Origin of the sequence: Streptomyces chumphonensis (assembly GCF_014779715.1) — a bacterium.
GTDB lineage: Bacteria > Actinomycetota > Actinomycetes > Streptomycetales > Streptomycetaceae > Streptomyces > Streptomyces chumphonensis.
The window spans coordinates 248,731-267,327 of the sequence record NZ_JACXYU010000002.1 but is presented as its reverse complement, the minus strand read 5'-3'; the positions used below and the strand labels follow the sequence as shown (position 1 = coordinate 267,327).

The 18,597-nt window shown below is 74.1% G+C and carries 19 protein-coding genes and 1 riboswitch; of the genes, 7 read left to right on the top strand and 12 right to left on the bottom strand.

What is annotated here, in order from left to right; genetic code table 11:
* The first annotated feature begins 216 nt into the window (after positions 1-216).
* Complete coding sequence (locus IF129_RS06445) at positions 217-780, top strand: GAF domain-containing protein (protein WP_191208740.1); 564 nt, start codon at positions 217-219, stop codon at positions 778-780.
* A 24-nt stretch (positions 781-804) separates the two neighbouring features.
* On the opposite strand, the gene IF129_RS06440 is transcribed toward IF129_RS06445, so the two are convergent.
* The 3 genes from IF129_RS06440 to IF129_RS06430 form a co-directional block, all read right to left on the bottom strand.
* The gene (locus IF129_RS06440; RefSeq protein WP_224754552.1) at positions 805-2,919 is read right to left on the bottom strand and encodes a putative bifunctional diguanylate cyclase/phosphodiesterase; all 2,115 of its coding nucleotides are present in this window, start codon (positions 2,917-2,919) and stop codon (positions 805-807) included.
* A 71-nt stretch (positions 2,920-2,990) separates the two neighbouring features.
* The gene (locus IF129_RS06435) at positions 2,991-3,803 is read right to left on the bottom strand and encodes an SAM-dependent methyltransferase (protein ID WP_191208500.1); all 813 of its coding nucleotides are present in this window, start codon (positions 3,801-3,803) and stop codon (positions 2,991-2,993) included.
* A gap of 316 nt (positions 3,804-4,119) precedes the next feature.
* Complete coding sequence (locus IF129_RS06430; protein WP_224754483.1) at positions 4,120-4,752, bottom strand: D-glycero-alpha-D-manno-heptose-1,7-bisphosphate 7-phosphatase; 633 nt, start codon at positions 4,750-4,752, stop codon at positions 4,120-4,122.
* An 87-nt stretch (positions 4,753-4,839) separates the two neighbouring features.
* Here IF129_RS06430 and IF129_RS06425 point away from each other — a divergent pair, with 87 nt between their 5' ends.
* Positions 4,840-5,094 carry a DUF6480 family protein gene (locus tag IF129_RS06425; protein WP_191208499.1) on the top strand — a complete coding sequence of 85 codons (255 nt, stop codon included), beginning with the start codon at positions 4,840-4,842 and terminating at the stop codon, positions 5,092-5,094.
* Between the two features lie 62 nt (positions 5,095-5,156).
* Here IF129_RS06425 and IF129_RS06420 read toward each other — a convergent pair whose 3' ends face one another.
* On the bottom strand, positions 5,157-6,242 hold the full coding sequence (locus IF129_RS06420) for an NAD-dependent epimerase/dehydratase family protein (RefSeq protein ID WP_318153587.1): 1,086 nt from the start codon (positions 6,240-6,242) through the stop codon (positions 5,157-5,159).
* A 154-nt stretch (positions 6,243-6,396) separates the two neighbouring features.
* Here IF129_RS06420 and IF129_RS06415 point away from each other — a divergent pair, with 154 nt between their 5' ends.
* The 3 genes from IF129_RS06415 (at position 6,397) to IF129_RS06405 (ending at position 8,501) form a co-directional block, all read left to right on the top strand.
* Positions 6,397-6,759 carry a DUF6343 family protein gene (locus IF129_RS06415; RefSeq protein ID WP_191208497.1) on the top strand — a complete coding sequence of 121 codons (363 nt, stop codon included), beginning with the start codon at positions 6,397-6,399 and terminating at the stop codon, positions 6,757-6,759.
* A gap of 57 nt (positions 6,760-6,816) precedes the next feature.
* The gene (locus tag IF129_RS06410) at positions 6,817-7,992 is read left to right on the top strand and encodes an anhydro-N-acetylmuramic acid kinase (RefSeq protein ID WP_191208496.1); all 1,176 of its coding nucleotides are present in this window, start codon (positions 6,817-6,819) and stop codon (positions 7,990-7,992) included.
* A 62-nt stretch (positions 7,993-8,054) separates the two neighbouring features.
* Positions 8,055-8,501, top strand: a complete 447-nt coding sequence (locus IF129_RS06405) for an SRPBCC family protein (RefSeq protein WP_191208495.1) — start codon at positions 8,055-8,057, stop codon at positions 8,499-8,501.
* Positions 8,502-8,611: 110 nt separating this feature from the next.
* On the opposite strand, the gene IF129_RS06400 is transcribed toward IF129_RS06405, so the two are convergent.
* Positions 8,612-9,811 carry a zinc-dependent alcohol dehydrogenase gene (locus tag IF129_RS06400; RefSeq protein ID WP_191208494.1) on the bottom strand — a complete coding sequence of 400 codons (1,200 nt, stop codon included), beginning with the start codon at positions 9,809-9,811 and terminating at the stop codon, positions 8,612-8,614.
* Positions 9,812-9,988: 177 nt separating this feature from the next.
* On the opposite strand from IF129_RS06400, the gene IF129_RS06395 reads away from it, so the two are divergent.
* Positions 9,989-10,444 (top strand): hypothetical protein, encoded by a 456-nt coding sequence (locus tag IF129_RS06395; RefSeq protein ID WP_191208493.1) that lies wholly within the window; start codon positions 9,989-9,991, stop codon positions 10,442-10,444.
* A gap of 154 nt (positions 10,445-10,598) precedes the next feature.
* Here the strand turns inward: IF129_RS06395 and IF129_RS06390 are convergent, their stop codons facing one another.
* The 5 genes from IF129_RS06390 to IF129_RS06370 form a co-directional block, all read right to left on the bottom strand.
* Positions 10,599-11,954, bottom strand: a complete 1,356-nt coding sequence (locus IF129_RS06390) for a transglycosylase family protein (RefSeq protein ID WP_191208492.1) — start codon at positions 11,952-11,954, stop codon at positions 10,599-10,601.
* A gap of 111 nt (positions 11,955-12,065) precedes the next feature.
* Complete coding sequence (locus tag IF129_RS06385; RefSeq protein WP_191208491.1) at positions 12,066-12,869, bottom strand: DUF6227 family protein; 804 nt, start codon at positions 12,867-12,869, stop codon at positions 12,066-12,068.
* Between the two features lie 247 nt (positions 12,870-13,116).
* Entirely contained in the window at positions 13,117-13,344 is a 228-nt protein-coding gene (locus tag IF129_RS06380) for a DUF2277 domain-containing protein (RefSeq protein WP_191208490.1), read from the bottom strand.
* A gap of 66 nt (positions 13,345-13,410) precedes the next feature.
* Positions 13,411-13,680: a DUF1876 domain-containing protein gene (locus tag IF129_RS06375; RefSeq protein ID WP_191208489.1), complete on the bottom strand. Its 270-nt coding sequence runs from the start codon at positions 13,678-13,680 to the stop codon at positions 13,411-13,413.
* 95 nt (positions 13,681-13,775) lie between these two features.
* Positions 13,776-15,260: a glycine hydroxymethyltransferase gene (locus IF129_RS06370; RefSeq protein ID WP_318153585.1), complete on the bottom strand. Its 1,485-nt coding sequence runs from the start codon at positions 15,258-15,260 to the stop codon at positions 13,776-13,778.
* Positions 15,261-15,289: 29 nt separating this feature from the next.
* Positions 15,290-15,383, bottom strand: a riboswitch (ZMP/ZTP riboswitch).
* A gap of 188 nt (positions 15,384-15,571) precedes the next feature.
* Here IF129_RS06370 and IF129_RS06365 point away from each other — a divergent pair.
* The gene (locus IF129_RS06365; RefSeq protein WP_191208487.1) at positions 15,572-16,225 is read left to right on the top strand and encodes a TetR/AcrR family transcriptional regulator; all 654 of its coding nucleotides are present in this window, start codon (positions 15,572-15,574) and stop codon (positions 16,223-16,225) included.
* On the opposite strand, the gene IF129_RS06360 is transcribed toward IF129_RS06365, so the two are convergent.
* A complete protein-coding gene (locus tag IF129_RS06360; protein ID WP_318153584.1) occupies positions 16,211-17,080 on the bottom strand; it encodes a MaoC family dehydratase in 870 nt (289 codons plus the stop codon). The two genes, IF129_RS06365 and IF129_RS06360, sit on opposite strands and share 15 nt — an antisense overlap.
* A 5-nt stretch (positions 17,081-17,085) precedes the next feature.
* On the bottom strand, positions 17,086-18,435 hold the full coding sequence (locus IF129_RS06355; protein WP_191208486.1) for a 3-oxoacyl-ACP reductase: 1,350 nt from the start codon (positions 18,433-18,435) through the stop codon (positions 17,086-17,088).
* Positions 18,436-18,597 lie beyond the last annotated feature (162 nt).

Below are 18,597 nucleotides of genomic sequence, written 5' to 3'. Positions count from 1 at the left end.
CGTGGACCTCTTCGACCGGCGGGGCCTCGGCCTCGTCGTGGCCGACGACGCGTGCGACGGAGGCCACCGCCGTCCGCCGCGGGAGGTCCACGCCGCCCTCGACCTCGGCCCGGAGGTACCGGTCACGCTGCGACGCGCGGCAGGGCGCCTCCGTCACCCGGGTCCTCGTCACCCTCGTCACGCATCCGCTCGCCACCCGGAGTACCCATGCCCCCGATGTCGTACGACCCGACCACACACCTGCTGCTCACGCCACGGGACGACGAGGCGCCCGCGCGGGCCGAGCGGCTGCGGGAGCTCGGACTGGGCGACTCCCCGCTGCCCGAGCTGGACGCGTTCGCGCGCCGACTCGCGCGCAGAACCGCCGCTCCGTACGCCATGGTCAACTTCATCGACCGGCAGCGGCAGTACTTCGCCGGCCTGTACACGCCCGCCTCCGACCGGGCGGAGGAGGCGGACGAGGCGCCGCCCGACTCCCAGGTCGGCCGCACGATGACCCGGGACCAGGGGTACTGCCCGCACGTCATCGTGCGCCGCAAAGCCCTGGTGCTCGAGGACGTCCGCGACTACCCGCGCTTCGCCGGGAACCCGGTCGTCGACGAGATCGGGGTCCGCTCCTACCTCGGCGCCCCCGTGATCGACCGGACCGGGACGGCCCTCGGCACCGTCTGCGTCGTGGACCGCGAGCCCCGGCCCTGGGGGCGGCCGGGCCTGGAGACCATCAAGGCCGTCGCCGCCGAACTCGCCGAGCGACTCCAGGTCCGCGAGGGCACCCGCTGACCGGCCGCACGGGCGGCCCCGGCGTCACTGCGCGGCGGCCAGCGGCAGGGGGACCGTGACCCGCTCGGGCGGCCCGGGGCGCGCGTAGTACCACCCCTGGGCCGAGTCGCAGCCCAGCTCCCGCAGATGGGCGGCCTGCGCCGCCGTCTCCACGCCCTCCACGGTCACCGAGAGGTCCAGCACGTGCGCCAGCGAGACGATGCCTTCCACGATCTTGAGGTCGACCGGGTCGGCCGGGTGCTGCTGGAGGCCCCGGGTGAAGGACCGGTCCAGCTTCAGCGTGCTCGCCGGCAGCCTGCGCAGGCTGGCCAGGTTCGAGTAGCCCGTGCCGAAGTCGTCCAGGGCGATGCCGACGCCCAGTTCGGCCAGCTGGCGCAGCGGTTTGAGCTCGGCGTCGTCCGCCCGGATCATCGCCGACTCCGTGACCTCCAGGCACAGCGACTCCGGCGGCAGCCCGGCGTTCTCCAGCACCGCGACGGTCTCCGACACCAGGTCGGGGTGGCTGAGCTGGCGCGGGGAGAGGTTGACGTTGACGCGCAGCGGGCGCGCGCCGCCGATACCGCGCACCTGCCACTCGCAGGCCTGGCGCACGGCCTCCTCCAGCACCCAGCGGCCCAGGGGCACGATGAGCCCGGTGTGTTCGGCCAGCGGGATGAACCGGTCCGGGCCGAGCACGCCGTGCCGGGGGTGCTCCCAGCGCACCAGGGCCTCGGCGCCCTCCACACCGCCGTCGCACATCCGCACCAGCGGCTGGTACTCGATGAAGAACTCGTGCCCCTCCAGGGCGGCGGGCAGCCGGTTGGTGAGGCTGTGCCGGCTGATGACCCGGGCGTCGGAGTCGGGGTCGGCCAGCTCGTAGCGGTTGCCGCCCTGGGCCTTCGCGCGGTACATCGTGATGTCGGCGCTGCGCAGCACCTCGGCCGCCGTCCGCTCGCCGGCCGGACCCTCCACGATGCCGATGCTGGCCCGCACCGGCAGCTCGCGGCCGTCCACCAGCACCGGGGTGGACAGCGCCTCCAGCGCGCGCTCGGCGAGATCGGTGATGTCCCGGGTGGAGTGCGGGTCGTTGATGAGGGCGACGAACTCGTCCCCGCCGATCCGCGCCACCAGCTGGCCCGGCCCCTTCACGCAGTTCTGCAGCCGCTCGGCGACGGCGACGAGCAACTGGTCGCCCACGGCGTGCCCCAGGCTGTCGTTGACGGTCTTGAAGCCGTCCAGGTCCAGGTAGCACAGGCCGAAGCGGGCCGCGTCGCCCTCCCGGGCGAGGGTCTGCTCCAGGCGCTCGAAGAACAGCGTGCGGTTCGGCAGGTCCGTCAGGGCGTCGTGCGTGGCCTCGTAGCGCAGCCGCAGATGCAGGAGCCTGCGCTCGGTGATGTCCTCCATCAGCGCCAGCATGAGGCGCGGCGTGCCGTCGGGGTCGCGCAGGAGCGAGACCGTCAGGTGGGTCCACAGTACGGTGCCGTCGGGCCGGTGGTACGGCTTCTCCGCCCGGAAGTGGTCGCGTTCGCCGCGCACGAGCTCGTCGTACAGGCGCCACACCGTGGGTCCGTCGTCGGGGTGGACCCAACTGGTGATGCGGCGGTCCCGCACGATCTCCTCGTTGCCCCCGAACATGCGGGTGAGGGCGCTGTTCACCTCGATCACCCGGCCGTCCAGGGTACCGATCCCGATGCCGATGGTGGCCCCCTCGAAGACGGCCCGGAACCGCGTCTCGCTCTCGTGCAGGGCCCGTTCGATCTCCGACTGCGCCTTCAGCGCCGCCCGGGAGAGGGCCTCCTGCTCCGCGCGGGTGCGCTCCTGGAGGGCGCGCGCGAACCCCGCCGCGATGGCGTGCTGGAGGCGCGCGCAGCGGGCCCGGCCCTCCTCGGCGGGCAGCCGGTCGGGGTCGGAGCAGTAGAGCAGCAGGTACGCGTCGACGACACCGAGGATCTGCGGGAGCGACTCCGGTGCGGTGCAGTGCGCCGCGACCAGCTCCTGCCCGACCGCGCGGGCCGGTACCGGGTCGAACGGACGGGCGTGCAGGGTTCGGCTCAGCAACTCCGCGAGCGGGACGAGGTGTTCCTCGAACTCCGCGCGCGTCATGCAGGTGGCCGTGGTCGGGTAGACGGCACGGCTCCAGATCGTCGCGAAGCGCCGCAGCCCGTCGGAGTGCGGGCCGGGACGGTGCGGGCGGGCGGCGCCCGGCCCGTCCGCGTCCTTCGGGGCTGTGTTCACGCTTTTCGTCCCACCCCTGCGAATCCGGTGAAGACCACCGGGTCCTCGTGCTCGGTCGACCCCTCCGGACGCCAGTTCGGCATGGCGACCAGACCCGGCTCGACCAGCTCGAACCCGTCGAAGAAACGGTCCACCTCGGCGGCCGAGCGCATCACCAGCCGGGAACCCACCTGCTTGTACACGTCCGAGATCTCCTGTCCCTGCCGGGCCGTGTGCGGACCCCCGTCGGTGGAGGCGTGCGTGAGGACGAGCAGGGAACCGGGCGCCAGCCGCTCCCGCAGCTCGGCGAGGGCCTTGTCCGGCTCCTCCTCGTCCTTGATGAAGTGCAGCAGCGCCACCAGCAGCAGGGCGACCGGCCGGTCCAGATCGAGCAGCCGGCCCACCGGTTCACTGGTGAGCACCGCCTGCGGGTCGCGGAAGTCGGCGGCCACGATGTCGGCCCTGTCGTTGCCGTCCAGGACCGCGCGGCTGTGCGCGACGGCCACGGGGTCGTTGTCGACGTAGACCACACGGGCCTCGGGCGTGGCGGCCAGGGCCACCTCGTGCACGTTGCCGAACGTCGGGATGCCGGAGCCGATGTCCAGGAACTGGGTGATGCCCCGGTCCACCGCGTACCGCACGGCCCGGCGCATGAAGGCCCGGTTCGCCTGCATGAGTTTCGGCAGGCCGGGGAACACCTCGATGGCCCTGCGCGCCGCCTCCCGGTCCACCTCGAAGTTGTGCGATCCGCCGAGGTAGTAGTCGTAGATCCGGGAAACACTCGGCATCGACAGGTCGATGCCCTGCGGTGCCCAGGAGGGACGTTCCATCAAAGACTCCTCATCACGATCGCCGGCGCATTGACGTTCGAGGGATGAGGCTACTGACCTGACGTGGGTGGGAGTAAGGAAACGGAGACTCAACCTCCCGATACTGTCCTGATGTTGAGGTATATGCCCGGTTCGCGGAGGTGAAATCCTCCGGACGTGCGCCGTGTTCCCCTTCCGTGCCTCCCGCCACCGCGCCGTTTCCCGCCGGAGGCTCCGGGTACCCCTCCGGCCGCACCACCAGGGAGGTGAGCACCGTGCCCGCACCGGGAGCGCTCCCCCCGACCCCGCGCCGCCCGCCCGGGCGGGGCCGGTGCCTTCAGGTCCGCTCTCCCAGGACGGCGCGGACGGCGCTGAGGAGGTCCGGTGCCACCATCGGCGCGGCGGCCACGTCCTCGGCCGAGGTCTGCGCTGTGGGGACCAGGACGGACGGGGCACCGGCCGCGCGGGCCGCGGCCATGTCGGATCCGATGTCCCCGATGACCGCGCACTCCTGCGGGCGCACACCCAGCCGCCGGGCGGCCTCGATCACGAGCCCGGGCCGGGGTTTGCGGCAGCGGCAGCCGAAGTCGCGGTCGTGCGGGCAGACGACCCAGGCGTCCAGCGGGCCGAGCAGTTCCTCCACCCGCGCGTTGATGCGGCGCAACTCCGGCCACCGCAGCCCGCCGCGCCCGAGGGCCGACTGATTGGTCACCACCGCCGTCCGCAGCCCGCGGACGCGCACCCGCTCCAGCGCCTCCCGCGCGGTCGGCATGGGCTCGACCCGGCGCCAGTCGGTGTTGCCGGGAACGTCCGCGACCAGGGTGCCGTCCCGGTCGAAGAGCACCGCGCGCACGCGGACCGCCTCTCCGGGCCGCCGGGCGGCTCCTCCGTCGCGCAGAGGTTCTTCCGCCCGCGCCGGACGAGGTCCCCCGGTCACCACGGCCCGGCGCATGTCACGCAACCTCGCCATCGAGCTCTCCTTCCGTCGTGCCGCCCGCCCGGAAGCGGATCGGCCGCGCGATGTGTAGGTTCCCGATCGGCGTGCACTCGCTGGACCATGAGCGACAAGACCTTCCCGACGCCCGAACCGGAACCGAGCCGCGCCGCCGGCGAGCACCCCACTCCCGGTGAGCGGGGCGGCAGCGGTGTCCCGCCGCTGGAGACACCGCCCGTGGAGGGCTCGACGTCCGGGGCCGGTCCCCGGGAGACGTACAACCCGAGCAGGGGGTGGGCCGTCGGCCCGCTGATCGTGGTCGCGCTGATCGTGATCGTCTTCGCCGGGTACTTCATCGCCCGGATCTTCGTGGCCTGAGCGGGGTTCCCCGACGGACCTGCTGGAAAACGCGGCTCACCGGCCGGTCGGTTCGGCCACGCTCAGGGGCGGCCGCGTACCAGGGCCGCCAGCTCCCGGAGCCGTCCGCCCGGCAGCGCGGGGCGCAGCGGCGGCGAGTCCATGCCCTCCCCGTGCCGGAACGCCGCGAGGAACTCCGTCAACGTCCCGGTGGCCGACGCCTTCGGCTCCCACTCCAGCTCCCGGCGGGCGCGCAGGGTGCTCATCAGCGGCAACCGCAGGAACGCGTCGAACAGGTAGGGGGAGGACGGCACCAGCCGCAGGTGCCAGGCCAGCGAGACCGCGGCCCGCAGGGGCGGCGCGGGCACCCGCACCGGCCGCGCCGAGAGCAGCCCGGCCAGCACACCGGCGTCCACCACCGGCTCGGCGGCGAGGTTGAACGCACCGGAGACCGGGCGCACGACGGCCCGCACGAACGCGTCGGCGGCGTCGGCGGTGTGCAGGACCTGGAACCGCAGCCCCGGCACCTCGGGGACGACGGGCAGCAGCTCGGGCCGGACCAGCGCGTTCGGGACCACCGGACCGCCGAACAGCCGCCGCTGCTCCATGGCGGACTCGCGCTTGAACATGAACGCCGGCCGCATGCGCACCGTGCGGATGCCGGGGTGGTCGCGCTCGAAGGTGTCCAGCAGCCGCTCGACGTACGCCTTCTCGCGCGAGTAGGCGGCCTCCGGCCAGCCGTGCGTGGGCCACGCCTCGTCGACGCGGGCCCCCGGGTCGTCCGAGGGCCCGGGGGCGTAGGCCCCGACCGAGGACGCGTACACCAGCGCGGGCACCCCGGCCGCCGCCATGGCCCGCAGCAGCCGCTCCGTGCCCCGCACGTTGGTCTCCCACGTGATCTGCGGGGCGTGCGTGGGCTGGATCAGCCACGCGAGATGGACGACGACGTCGGCGCCCCGCAGGAGGCCGGTGAGTTCGGCCTCCGACTCCGGCCGCCCGAGGTCCGCGCCCGCCCACCGCGCGCCCCCGGGCAGACCGCCCGGTTCCCGGCGGCTGATCCCCAGCACCGAGGCGACGCCCGGCTCCTCGGCGAGCCGTGCGAGCACGCTCGTCCCCACGTTGCCGGTGGCGCCCGTGACCACCACCCGGAGTCCGTCCGTCCCGCTCACGCTGTCCCCTTCCGCCGCAGGAGCGGCCGGGTACCCGCCGGGGCCTGAAGGAAAACGGCCCCCCGGCCGTCCCCGGCGTGCCCGGTACCCCGCGTCCGGGGGTTTCCTCCTCCCGGACGCCGGGTACCGCGCACGGCACAGTGAAAGGCGGACCATGCAGGAACCCGATCCCCGGCGTGACCGCGCCCCCGACCCCGAGCGTGAGGGCCTGCTCGGCCGCGTCTCGCCACGGACCGGCACCGAACCACTGCGGGCCCGCAGCCCCCTGCGGCTGCGGCTGCTGCTCGGCCTGCTCTTCACGCCGCTGTTCATCGCCGGAGCCCTGCTCTTCTGGTCCTGGTCGGCGGCGTCCGGCCCGCAGGACGTGCCCACCGACGCCTCCCTGCGCATCGTGGCCGTCGTCTTCAGCCTGCTGGCCCTCTTCTCCCTCGTCGACCTGCTGATCGTCCAGCGCAGGGTGCGCCGGGCACGGCGCCGCGCCGCGTGGGAGCACCGGGGCGGCCGGGGCGACACCTGAGCGCGGCACGTGCGGCGCCTGCGCCGCCCCTCCCGGTCGGCGGCGCACAATGCGGGCATGCGCGTGATCGGCATGCTCAGCGGCACCTCGTGCGACGCGGTGGACGCCGCGCTCGCCGACCTGACCTGTGACCCGGACGGCGAACTGACCCTGTGCCGCCGGGGTCTGCTCAGCGTCCCCTTCCCGCCGGACCTCCACGCCGAGCTCGCGTCCTGCCTTCCGCCCGCCGAGCCGACCTGGCGCCAGGTCTGTCGGCTGGACGCCGAGCTGGGCCGCTTCTTCGGAGCCGCCGCCGCCCGGGCCGACACCGAACTGGCCGGCGGTACGGCCGACCTCGTCGTCTCCCACGGCCAGACCTGCTACCACCTGACGCAGGGACCCCGGGCGCTCGGCACCCTGCAACTCGGCGCGCCCGCCTGGATCGCCGAGGCCACCGGGCTGCCCGTCGTCTCCGACCTGCGCACCCGGGACCTCGCCCGGGGCGGTCAGGGCGCACCGCTCGCCGCCACGTTGGACGCCCTCCTGCTCCCGCACGAAGGCCGCCCGGCCGCCCTCAACCTCGGCGGCATCGCCAACCTGAGCTTCCGGGACGGGGACGGGCAGGTGCTGGCCTACGACCTCGGCCCCGCGAACGCCCTGATCGACGCCGCCGCCCGCCACGTCAGCGGCGGACGCGCGCGCAGGGACGACGGCGGAGCCCGCGCGGCGCGCGGCAGCGTCCGGCCGGAGCTGCTCGCCGCCCTCCTGGCCGATCCCTACTACCGGCTGCCACCGCCGAAGTCGACGGGGCGGGAGCACTTCCACACCGCGTACCTGCTGCGGCACCTGCCCGAGCCGCCGCCCCCGGCCGACGACCTGCTGGCGACGGTCACCGAACTCACCGCGCGGCTGGTGGCCGACGCCTGCCGGCGCCACGGCCTGACCGCGCTCACCGTCTCCGGGGGAGGGGTGCGCAACCCCGTCCTGATGGCGCGCATCCGCACGCTGACGCGGCCCCTGCCCGTCGCCGACAGCTCCCTGGCCGGTCTCCCGGCGCAGGCGAAGGAGGCGTACCTCTTCGCGCTGCTCGGCTTCCTGACGGTGCACGGCGTCCCCGGGAACGTCCCCTCCGCCACCGGCGCCCGGGGCCCGGCGCTGCTCGGCTCGCTCACCCCCGGTGCCGGACCGCTGCGGCTCCCACCGCCCCTGCGCCGCGCGCCCACACGGCTGCGCGTCACCACGTCGGGGGAGTGAACCCCGAAGAGCCGGGTACGCGGCAGCGCAGTCCCCCACAAGATCGTTCATCAGGAGGCGCCATGTCGCACATCGAGGAATCCATCGAACTCGACGTCCCGGTCCGTGCCGCGTACAACCAGTGGACCCAGTTCGAGGACTTCCCGCACTTCATGGACGGCGTGGAGCGGGTCGACCAGGTGACGGACGCGTCGACGCACTGGGTGACGAAGATCGCCGGTGTGGAGCGCGAGTTCGACGCCGACATCACCGAGCAGATCCCCGACGAACGGATCGCCTGGACGAGCGTCAGCGGCCCCAAGCAGGCCGGCGTGGTCACCTTCCACCACCTCGGCGCCGACCGCTCCAAGGTGATGCTCCAGATGGAGTACGCCCCCGAGGCGTTCGCCGAGGCCGTGGGCGACACCCTCGGTCTGGTGCGCCGCAAGACCAAGGGCGACCTGGAGCGCTTCAAGACGTTCATCGAGAGCCGCGGCGCCGAGACGGGCGCCTGGCGCGGCGAGGTCTGACGCCGCGAGGGCGCGGTGAGGTCAGACACCGCGCCGCGACACGGGAACGGGACCGGGCGGATGCACCCGGTCCCGTTCCCGTGGGCCGTGCTCCTCCCATTGGCTCACGGTCAGGGCCGAAGCACCACCTTCACCGCACCGTCCTCCTTCTTCTGGAACATGGCGTAGGCCTCGGGGGCGCGGTCCAGCGGCAGGTGGTGGGTGGCGAAGTCGTCCACGCCCAGGGGGTCCCCGTTCTCCAGCAGCGGCATGATCTCCGGGATCCACCGCTTGACGTTGGCCTGTCCCATCCGCAGCTGGACCTGCTTGTCGAACAGCACGAGCATCGGCATCGGGTCCGTCATCCCGCCGTAGACGCCGGAGAGCGAGACGGTTCCCCCGCGCCGCACCATGTCGACGGCGAGGTAGAGCGCGCCCAGCCGGTCCACGCCCGCCTTCCGCACCAACGTGCCCGCCCACTTCTGCGGCAGGAAGCCGGTCATGTCCTGCATGGCCTTGGCGGCACCGGACCCCGTTCCGCCGTGCGCCTCCATGCCCACCGCGTCGATCACCGCGTCCGGCCCGCGCCCCCCGGTCGCCTCCCGGACCGCGTCGGCCACCTGCTGCCGGTCGTCGAAGTCGTTCAGATCGACCGTCTCCACGCCGCGCGCCCGGGCGCGTTCCAGCCGTTCGGGCACCAGGTCCACGCCGATGACCTGCGCGGCGCCCAGGTGCGTGGCGACACGGCAGCTCATGTCGCCGATCGGCCCGAGCCCCAGCACCGCCACGCTGCCGCCCTCGGGCACGTCCGCGTAGCGCACGGCCTGCCAGGCCGTCGGCAGCACGTCGGAGAGGAACAGGTACCGGTCGTCCGGCGGACCGTCGGGAATCCGCACCGGCCCGTACTGCGCCTGCGGCACCCGCAGGTACTCGGCCTGGGCGCCCGGCACGGCGCCGTAGAGGTTCGTGTAGCCGAACAGGGCCGCGCCCATCTTCTGGTCCCTGACCTGAGTCGTCTCGCACTGCGTCTGGAGTCCCTGGTCGCACATGAAGCAGTTCCCGCAGGCGATCTGGAACGGCACGACCACGCGGTCGCCCGGTTTCAGCGCGCTCACGCCGTTGCCGACCTCCTCCACGACGCCCATCGGCTCGTGGCCGAGGATGTCGCCGGGGTTCATGAGCGGGCCCAGCACCTCGTACAGGTGCAGGTCCGAGCCGCACAGGCCGCTGGACGTGATCCGCACGATCGCGTCCGTCGGCCTGACCAGTTCGGGATCGGGTACCCGCTCCACCCGCACGTCGCGCCTGCCGTGCCACACGAGGGCCTTCACGCCGCTCACCTCCGTCGTCGGCGGGTCGTCCCGGAAGTCTCCGGAGCCGGGCCGGGTACCCGGCCACCACCGGCCCAGTCGTCCCCGCCCGGCACGGCCGACCGGGTGTTTCCCCGCCCGGCTCAGGGGTACGCGACCGGCGGCGCACCCCGACCCCGTGCTGGAGGGAGACCGGTGATGACCGAGCCGAACGACCCCGGACGCCACCCCGAGGAGGAGGGCATCCCCGACCTCCAGGACGGTTCGCCGGAGGCCCGGCGGGCCGAGGATCCACAGCGGATGCCGGTGCCCGGCGACCGGCCGGTGGCCGCCGACCAGCACGGGACCACCGTCGCCGAGCAGCGCGAGGGCGAATCGCTGGACGACCGGCTCGCGCAGGAGGTGCCGGACGTCGGCGCGGACGGTGCCGCCGGCCCGCCGGACCCCGAGGCGGGTCGCCTCGACGACGCCTCGCCGCCCGGCCTTCCCTCCGGCGACCACGTCGTCGGCCGGGTCGGCGATAAGGCGACGCCCGCGGCGGGCCTGTCGGCGGAGGAGTCCGCCGTGCACGTCGAGCCGATCGACGAGGCCGACGCGCCGCCCCCGGACCCGGAGGAGAACCCGCCCGGCGGCGAGGACCGTCCGCCGGGCTAGGCCCGTTCGTCACCCGGACGCCCTGCTCGCGACGCCTCGCACGGCACCTCGCCGCGTGGTCGGAGTCGCCCGGGCACACCCGGTACGAGGGCGCTCCCGCGCCTTGCGAAGCACCGCACCGGACGCCGCTCGCGGACGGACGCCGCTTTGACGATCAGATGCCGACGCCGTGGTGACGCAGGTAGGCCACGGGGTCGATGTCGGAGCCGTAGCCGGAGCCGGTGCGTATCTCGAAGTGCAGGTGGGGGCCGGTGGAGTTGCCGGTGTTGCCGGAGCGGCCCACGCTCTGCCCGGCGTCGACCCGCTGGCCCGCCCGCACGGTGAGGGCGGAGAGGTGCGCGTACTGGCTGAAACGGCCGTCGTCGTGCTTGAGGACCACCTGGTAGCCGTAGGCGCCGGCCCAGCCCGCCGAGACCACGGTCGCCCGGGTCACGGCCTTCACGGACGTGCCCGTGGGCACCGGGAAGTCCACCCCGGTGTGGTATCCGGACGACCAGGAACTTCCCGTCACGCGGTAGGCGGTGCCCGGCGCGGCACCGGGCAGGGGAGAGCTGTACGCAGCCTGCGCCGACCGCTTCGGGGCCTGGCGGGAGGCTTCCGCGTCCTCCTTCTGCCGGGTCTTCTCGGCCTTCTTCTCCGGCTTCTCGGCCTTCTCGGTCTTCTCCGGCTTCTCAGCGGCGGGCTTCTTCGCCGTCGCCCGCTCCTGGCGGGGTGCCTCCGGCTTCTTCTCCGGCTTCTCCGTGCCCTCGCGCTCGGCCGCGGACTCCTTCTGTGCGGCGTCCGACGGCGCCGACTCCGGCTGCTTCGGGCCGTCGTCGGGCGTCGCGGGCGGGGCGGGGTTCAGGTGCAGGCGCTGCCCGGGAAGGATGAGGTCCGGGTCTGCGCCGACCGTCTCCCGGTTGCGCTCGTACAGGTGCGGCCAGCCGCCCCGGACCCCGTGGTCGGCGGCGATCGAGGACAGGGTCTCGCCCCGGACGACGGCGTGCGTCTCGTTGCCCCGCCGATGCTCCTGCCCGGCCGGGTCCTCCGTGCGCGGCTGCTCGGGAAGCCGCTGAGCCACCGAGCGCTCGGTGAGCGCCTCCCGTTGCGACTGGGGGCGCGGGGCGGACCGCGTGGCGCGGTCCTCGGCCGTCTCGCGGGTGAGGCCGGCCTCGGCGGAACACGTCGGCCAGGCGCCGGGGCCCTGTCCGGCGAGCACCTTCTCGGCCACCGCGATCTGCTCTTCCTTGGACGCCTGGTCCGCGCGCTCGGCGTACCGCGCGCCACCGAAGGCGAGCCAGGTCGACTGCGCGAACTGCAGCCCGCCGAAGTACCCGTTGCCGGTGTTGACGTTCCACCGGCCGCTGCTCTCGCAGGCGGCGACCTTCTCCCAGGTGTCCACGGGGGCTGCCTGGACGTGGCTGACGCCGATGAGCGGGAGGGCGATGCCCGCGCCCCCGGCGGTCACGGTGAGCGAGGCGCGGGACACCGGACTGGGCCGGTGACGACGGTGGCGACCACGCGGTGCCATGGGTTCCCTCCCCTACCTGCTGCACGGACTCCAACCATTCCCGTCGGGAAGGGAGTTGACGAGCGCGTCAAACGTAGAGCGGGTCGGCCGGACCCGGCAAGCGCTTCCGGATTATTCCCCGGTCCGGCCGCCCGCGCCATGGGCCGTCACATGTCGCTCGGCCGCGCGGTCCGCCGTCGCGGCGTCGGCGTACACCTCGCACACCAGACGACGGTCCTCGGTGAAGTCGTGCTCGAGTTCGTACAGGTTCACCTCCTTTCCGTCCGCCAGCAGGAAGGCGTGCTCGTAGACCGAGCAGAACGCGTTCGGCCCCGCCGGGCCGAACGGCTGCGGCACCCGGGAGATCTGATGGCGGGTCGCCGTCCTCAGCAGGTCCAGCGTCCGCGCGCCGGGACGGTCGGGGTTGACGGCCCGGCGCAGCAGCCGCCGGGCGTGGTCGGCCGAGTCGCGCTCGGTGTAGCTGTGCTGCCCGCCGCGGGGAGCGGGCAGGCCGAACCCGGGCCGTTCGACGCGGGTCCGCGCCCGTCCGGCGTCCCCCGCCCCGACGGGTGCCTGGGGCAGGGCCCCGCCCATGCGCTGGTGCACGCGGCTCTCCGCCTCCTGGAGCGCGGCGAAATCCGGGTAGACCTCGCACGTCACCTGCCCCTCCGCCTCGGTGTCGTGGCGTAGTTCCCACAGGTCCAGGACGCTGTGGTCGGCGAAGGTGAAGGTGTACTGGTAGGTCGAACAGCGCAGCCCGGGAGGCGGGTTCCTGTGCTGGCGGAAGGACCGGAGTCGAACGTCGCACCGGACGGCCGTGGCCAGCCGGTCGGTCAGCGGTTCGCTGATCTCGAAGGGGTTGCGTGCGCGGGCTATGAGCAGGGCCAGGTGGTCGCCCGGCGCCGGCCCGCCCGGGCGCCGCGCCGTGTCGTTCATCGGGTGCCTCCACGTGAGCAGGAGCGGAATCTCCCCGTCCACCCGTTGAATACCCAAAGTAGCGGCTGCGCGTCACCCGGTGCGCATATTGGCTGACATGTGCGGTTCGCGTGGCTCATGTGAGCCGCTTTGCCGGTCCGCGGCCCCCGCTTCGTCACGGTGAGTCAACATCCCCGTTCCCCTTCCGTGCGCCCGGGAGGACGCAAGGTGCGCGCCGGAAGCCCGCGGGGGCTTGCGGCGCGCGGCGTCACGGCTTCCTCGGCGCGGTCCCGCCCCGGACGCTCAGCGAGGCCAGCAGCTCCTCGGTGGCCGCCGTCACCTCGTCCACGGCACGCTCGAACGCCGCCGCGTTGTGCGCGGCGGGGTGACGGAAGCCGGACACCTTGCGGACGTACTGCAGCGCGGCGGCGCGCACGTCCTCCTCCGTGACCGCCTCGGTGTACGGGGGACGCAGCGTCTTGATGCTTCGGCACATACCTCGACGGTACGCCGCCGGTCGGACACCCGGGGCGCGGCGGCCCGGGGCGCCGACCGGCGCGGCTCAGCGCGTCAGGTGCGCCGGCTGGTGCGTGACCGACTCGATCTCGTGGCCGGCCTTGGCCAGGAGCTGGTGGGAGAGGTCCCGCAGGGCCCGGGCCGCCGCGATCTCCTCACCGACCCGCTGCTGGGCCGGGTCCGAGGGGTAGCGGTCGGCGCGGCCGTGGGACTTCAGCTCCGTGCCGTCCTGCAACCGCATCAGGCAGGACGCCCGCGTCTTGTCGCCGTCCTCCCAGAACTCCATCTCGACGTTCATACCGACGATCGTCTCCATGGCACTCACCTCTCACCGTGGCTTCTTCCAGGGTGCCCCCAGGGCGTGCGGGAAGCGACTTCGCGGCGGGCCCGCCGGGCGTCGGGTCGCCGTGCTCAGCCCAGGTCGACGCCCGGGTACAGCGGGTGCCTGCCGAGCAGATCGGCCGAGCGGCTCCGGATCTCCTCGGCCACGCCGTCGGCCAGCACGTGGCGGGCCTTGGACGCCGCGCCGGAGGGGGTGGTGCCCGGCGTCGTGCGGCTCAGCACCGTGTGCGTCAGGTCGGCCACCTCGTCCATCTCGGCCGCTCCGAAACCGCGTGTCGTCAGCGCCGGTGTGCCCATCCGCACGCCGGAGGTGTACCAGGCCCCGTTGGGGTCCTGCGGGACCGCGTTGCGGTTGGTGACGATGCCGGCCTCCAGCAGGGCCGCCTCCGCCTGCCGGCCGCTCAGCCCGTACCCGGACACGTCGAGCAGGACCAGGTGGTTGTCGGTGCCGCCGGTGACCAGCCGGCCGCCCCGGCTGCGCAGGCCCTCGGCCAGGGCCCGCGCGTTGTCCACGACGCGCTGGGCGTAGTCGCGGAACTCCGGCCGCCGCGCCTCGGCGAGCGCGACCGCCTTGGCGGCCATGACGTGCGGCAGCGGACCGCCCAGCACCATCGGGCAGCCCCGGTCGACCTGCTCGGCCAGGGAGTCGTCGCACAGCACCATGCCCCCGCGCGGCCCGCGCAGCGACTTGTGGGTCGTGGTGGTGACGATGGCGGCGTGCGGCACCGGGTCGAAGTCGCCGGTGAGGACCTTGCCCGCGACGAGCCCGGCGAAGTGGGCCATGTCCACCATGAGGGTCGCCCCGACCTCGTCGGCGATCTCCCGCATCATGCGGAAGTTCACCAACCGGGGGTAGGCGGAGTAGCCGGCGATGAGGACGAGCGGACGGAACTCCCGCGCGGCGGCGGCCACGGCGTCGTAGTCGAGCAGGCCGGTCGCCGGATCCGTCCCGTAGCTGCGCTGCTCGAACATCTTGCCCGAGATGTTGGGCCGGAATCCGTGGGTGAGGTGGCCGCCGGCGTCCAGCGACATCCCGAGCATCCGCTGGTTGCCCAGCGCGCGCCGAAGTCGCCCCCAGTCCGCCTCGCTCAGGTCGTTCACGTGGCCGGCCCCGGCCTCGGCCAGGGCCGGCACCTCGACCCGCCGGGCGAGCACGGACCAGAAGGCCACGAGGTTGGCGTCGATGCCGGAGTGCGGTTGGACGTAGGCGTGCCGCGCGCCGAACAGCTCCCGGGCGTGCTCGGCCGCCAGCGCCTCGACGGTGTCCACATTGCGGCAGCCCGCGTAGAAGCGGCGCCCGACGGTGCCCTCGGCGTACTTGTCGCTGAGCCAGTTGCCCATGGTCAGCAGGACGGCGGGCGAGGCGTAGTTCTCGCTCGCGATGAGCTTCAACGAGGCGCGCTGGTCGGTGAGTTCGGCGCCGATCGCGTCGGCGACCCGGGGCTCGACGCCCCGGATGACCTCCAGCGCGCTGCGGTAGGCGACGGTCTCCGGCGTCGGCCCGGCGGTGCGGGGGCCGTCGGACGGGGTGGGGTGCGCGGTCGGCTGGGCCACGGGGACCTCCTGGAGGCGGCGGGGTGTGTTCCGGCGGCCCAGGCGCGCGGCGGTGCATCGTCGTCGATGGAGCCGCTCCCCGATGGTCGGTCCCATCTTCTCGCGCCAGTCACGACTCGCGGCGAGGGTATCAAGACGTCGGCGGCGTGCGGGGCGGAGACGGCCGAGTCCGCCCGTGGTGCGGCCGCACCAGGACGTTCGCCGGGTCCCCGAGCCCCGGCCCGTCACGCGAGCTGGCAGAGGGCGGTGCTTACTGCAAAGTAATTTTACTGACGGGTAAGATCGGTGACGGGGTGAGTAGGCTGGCGAGGGTGACGGAGAAACGCAGGCGCCGGGTCCCCCGGCAGGTCCGGGAACAGCAGATGATCGACGTGGCCATCCGGGTGTTCGCCAAGCGCGGCTACCACGCCGCGTCGGTCGACGAGATCGCCGACCTCGCCGGGGTCTCGAAGCCGATGGTCTACCTCTACCTGGACTCCAAGGAGAACCTCTTCGTCGCCTGCGTGCGGCGCGAGTCCCAGCGCCTGGCCGGGGCCTTCCAGCAGGCGGCCCGCGAGAAGGCGAGCCCCGACGAGCGGCTGCGCGCCGGGCTGGCCGCCTTCTTCGGCTTCGTGCACGAGCACCGGGACAGCTGGGTCGTCCTGCACCGCCAGGCGTCCGAGCTCTCCGAGCGGATCGCCGCCGAGGTCTCCGCCGCCCGGCGGATGGTGATGGCCGAGGTGGCCGGACTGGTCCGGGACGGCATCGCCGAGAGCCCGAACCCGGCCCGGCTCGGCGAGGACGACGCCGACTTCGTCGCGCACGCGCTGGTGGGCGCCGCCGACTCGCTCACCGACTGGCTGGAGAACCACCCCGACGAGTCCCCCGAGCGCGTCACGCTGCGGCTGATGAACATGGCCTGGGTCGGCATGCGCAACGTGCTCGGGGGAGAGGTGTGGGCGTCGCCCGCGTCAGCGAAGCGGTGAGACCCGGCCGCGCAGGTGCTCCCGCGTGCCGTCCGCCGAGCGCACCGCGAAGGCGTGGCCGTCCCCGCGGGCGACGGCGCTGAACCGCGCCCGGGTCGGCAGCAGGACGGGGGAGCGGAAGTCCACGGTGACGCGGCAGGCGTCCGGGAGGACGTCGGCGAGCGCGGCCAGGGCCCGCGCCTTGGTCCACATGCCGTGCGCGAGGGCCCGGGGAAAGCCGAGCAGGCGGGCCGTGAGCGGATACAGGTGGATGGGGTTGCGGTCCCCGGAGACGGCGGCGTACGCGCGGCCGGTCGAGGCGGGCAGCCGCCAGCTCTCCGTGCGGTCGGGGCGTTCGACGTCCGGCAGCGCGTCGCCCGGCGCCTCCCCGGTCGGCCGTCCGCGCCGCAGGTAGGTACTGGTCGAGCGCCACACCACGTTGCTGCCGTCCGACGCCTCGGCGAGCATCCGGAACGCCGTCCCCCGGGGGTGGCCGACGCGGTCGCCGGTGCGCACCCGGTAGGTCAGCGCCTCGCCGGGGGCGAGCGGACGCGCGCACTCGACCTCGTTGGCGAGGTGCACCAGACCGAGCAGCGGGTACGGGAAGTCCCGTGCGGCCATCAGCTCCATGGCGAGGGGGAAGGCCACCAGGTGGGGGTAGGTCGGCGGCAGTGGCCCGCCGGTGGGGAAGCCGCAGACCTCCGCGTACCGGCGCACCCGCACCGCGTCCGCCCGCGCGGTCACCACCAGTTCCCGGCGGGGCGGCGGGCCGTCCCCGCCGCTCTTGGGCAGCACGGCACGGGCGTAGAGCGGCACCAGCGCGGGCACCGTGCGCAGTTCGCGGGTCGTCAGTGGCGATCGGGGGGCGGACGTCACGGCGCTCACGCTCCCAGCAGGGCCTGGCCGCACACGCGCAGCACCTGCCCGCTGACCCCGGCACTGCCCGGGGAGGCGAGGAACGCGACGGCCTCGGCCACGTCCACCGGCTGCCCACCCTGCGCGAGGCTGTTCATGCGGCGTCCGGCCTCCCGGACGAACAGGGGCACGGCCGCCGTCATCCGCGTCTCGATGAAGCCGGGCGCGACCGCGTTGACCGTGATCCCCCGGTCGGCCGTGAGCGGTGCCAGCGCCCGCACCAGCCCGATCAGCCCCGCCTTGCTCGCCGCGTAGTTGGTCTGCCCGACGTTCCCGGCGATGCCGGAGATGGACGACGTGCACACGACCCGCCCGCCGTCCCGCAGCACCGGGGCCTCCCCGGCCAGGAGCTCCTCCGTCATCCGCTCCACCGAGGTCAGGTTGACGGCCATGACGGCGTTCCAGCGGTCGGCGTCCATGCGGCCGAGCGTCCGGTCGCGGGTGATGCCCGCGTTGTGCACGACGACGTCCACCCCGCCGTGCTCCGCGCGCAGACGGGCCGCCAGGGTGCCCGGCGCCTCAGGCGCGGTGACGTCGAGTTCCAGCGCGCCGCCGCCGCACCGGGCCGCCACGGCGCGCAGCGCCTCGCTCTGTCCGGGGACGTCCAGACAGACGACGTGGGCTCCGTCACGGGCGAGCGTCTCGGCCACGACCGCGCCGATGCCGCGTGAGGCCCCCGTCACCAGGGCCACCCGCCCGGCGAGCGGCCGCTCCCAGTCGCCCGGTACGGGGACGCCGCCCGCCCCCTCGATCCGGAGCACCTGCCCGGAGACGTACGCCGAGCGCGGGGAGAGCACGAAGCGCAGGGTGGACTCCACGGCGTCCTCGGCCCCCGGCGTGACGTGCAGCAGGTGAGCGGTCGCGCCGCGCCGCAGCTCCTTGCCCGCCGAGCGCACGAAGCCCTCCAGGGCGCGCTGCGCCGCCGCGGCGCCCGGCGTACCGGCCCGCTCCGGGGGCGTCCCGACGACGACGAGCCGTCCGCACGGGGCGAGCGCGCGGACGCGCGGGTGGAAGAAGGCGTGCAGCGCCGCCAGGTCGGCGCTCGCGCCGATGCCGGTGGCGTCGAAGACGAGGGCGCCGGGCGGGTCGCCGCGCTCCGCCGTCGGGTCGAGCACGGGGACACCGATCGCGTCCAGCACCTTCCGCAGCGGCTGCCGGGCCCGCCCGCCGTCGGCGCCCCCGAGGACGACGGGCCCGACGGCGACGGGACCGCCCGGCTCGTGCCGCCGCAGGGTCTCCGGGCGCGGCAGCCCGAGCCGGCGGGCGACGAACGCCCCCGGCCCGGAGGCGGTCAGCCGCTGGTAGCGATCGGCCATGGATTTTCTCCTTACGCACAAGTAAGTTTACCCAAGAGTAAGAACCGTGTTCCCGGATCACAAGGAGAACCGTCCATGACGTCCCCCGGACGCCGTGTCGCCCTCCTCGAACGCTGAGCGTCCCCCACCCCCCCCACCCGACCTTCGCGAACAGGAGCCGTC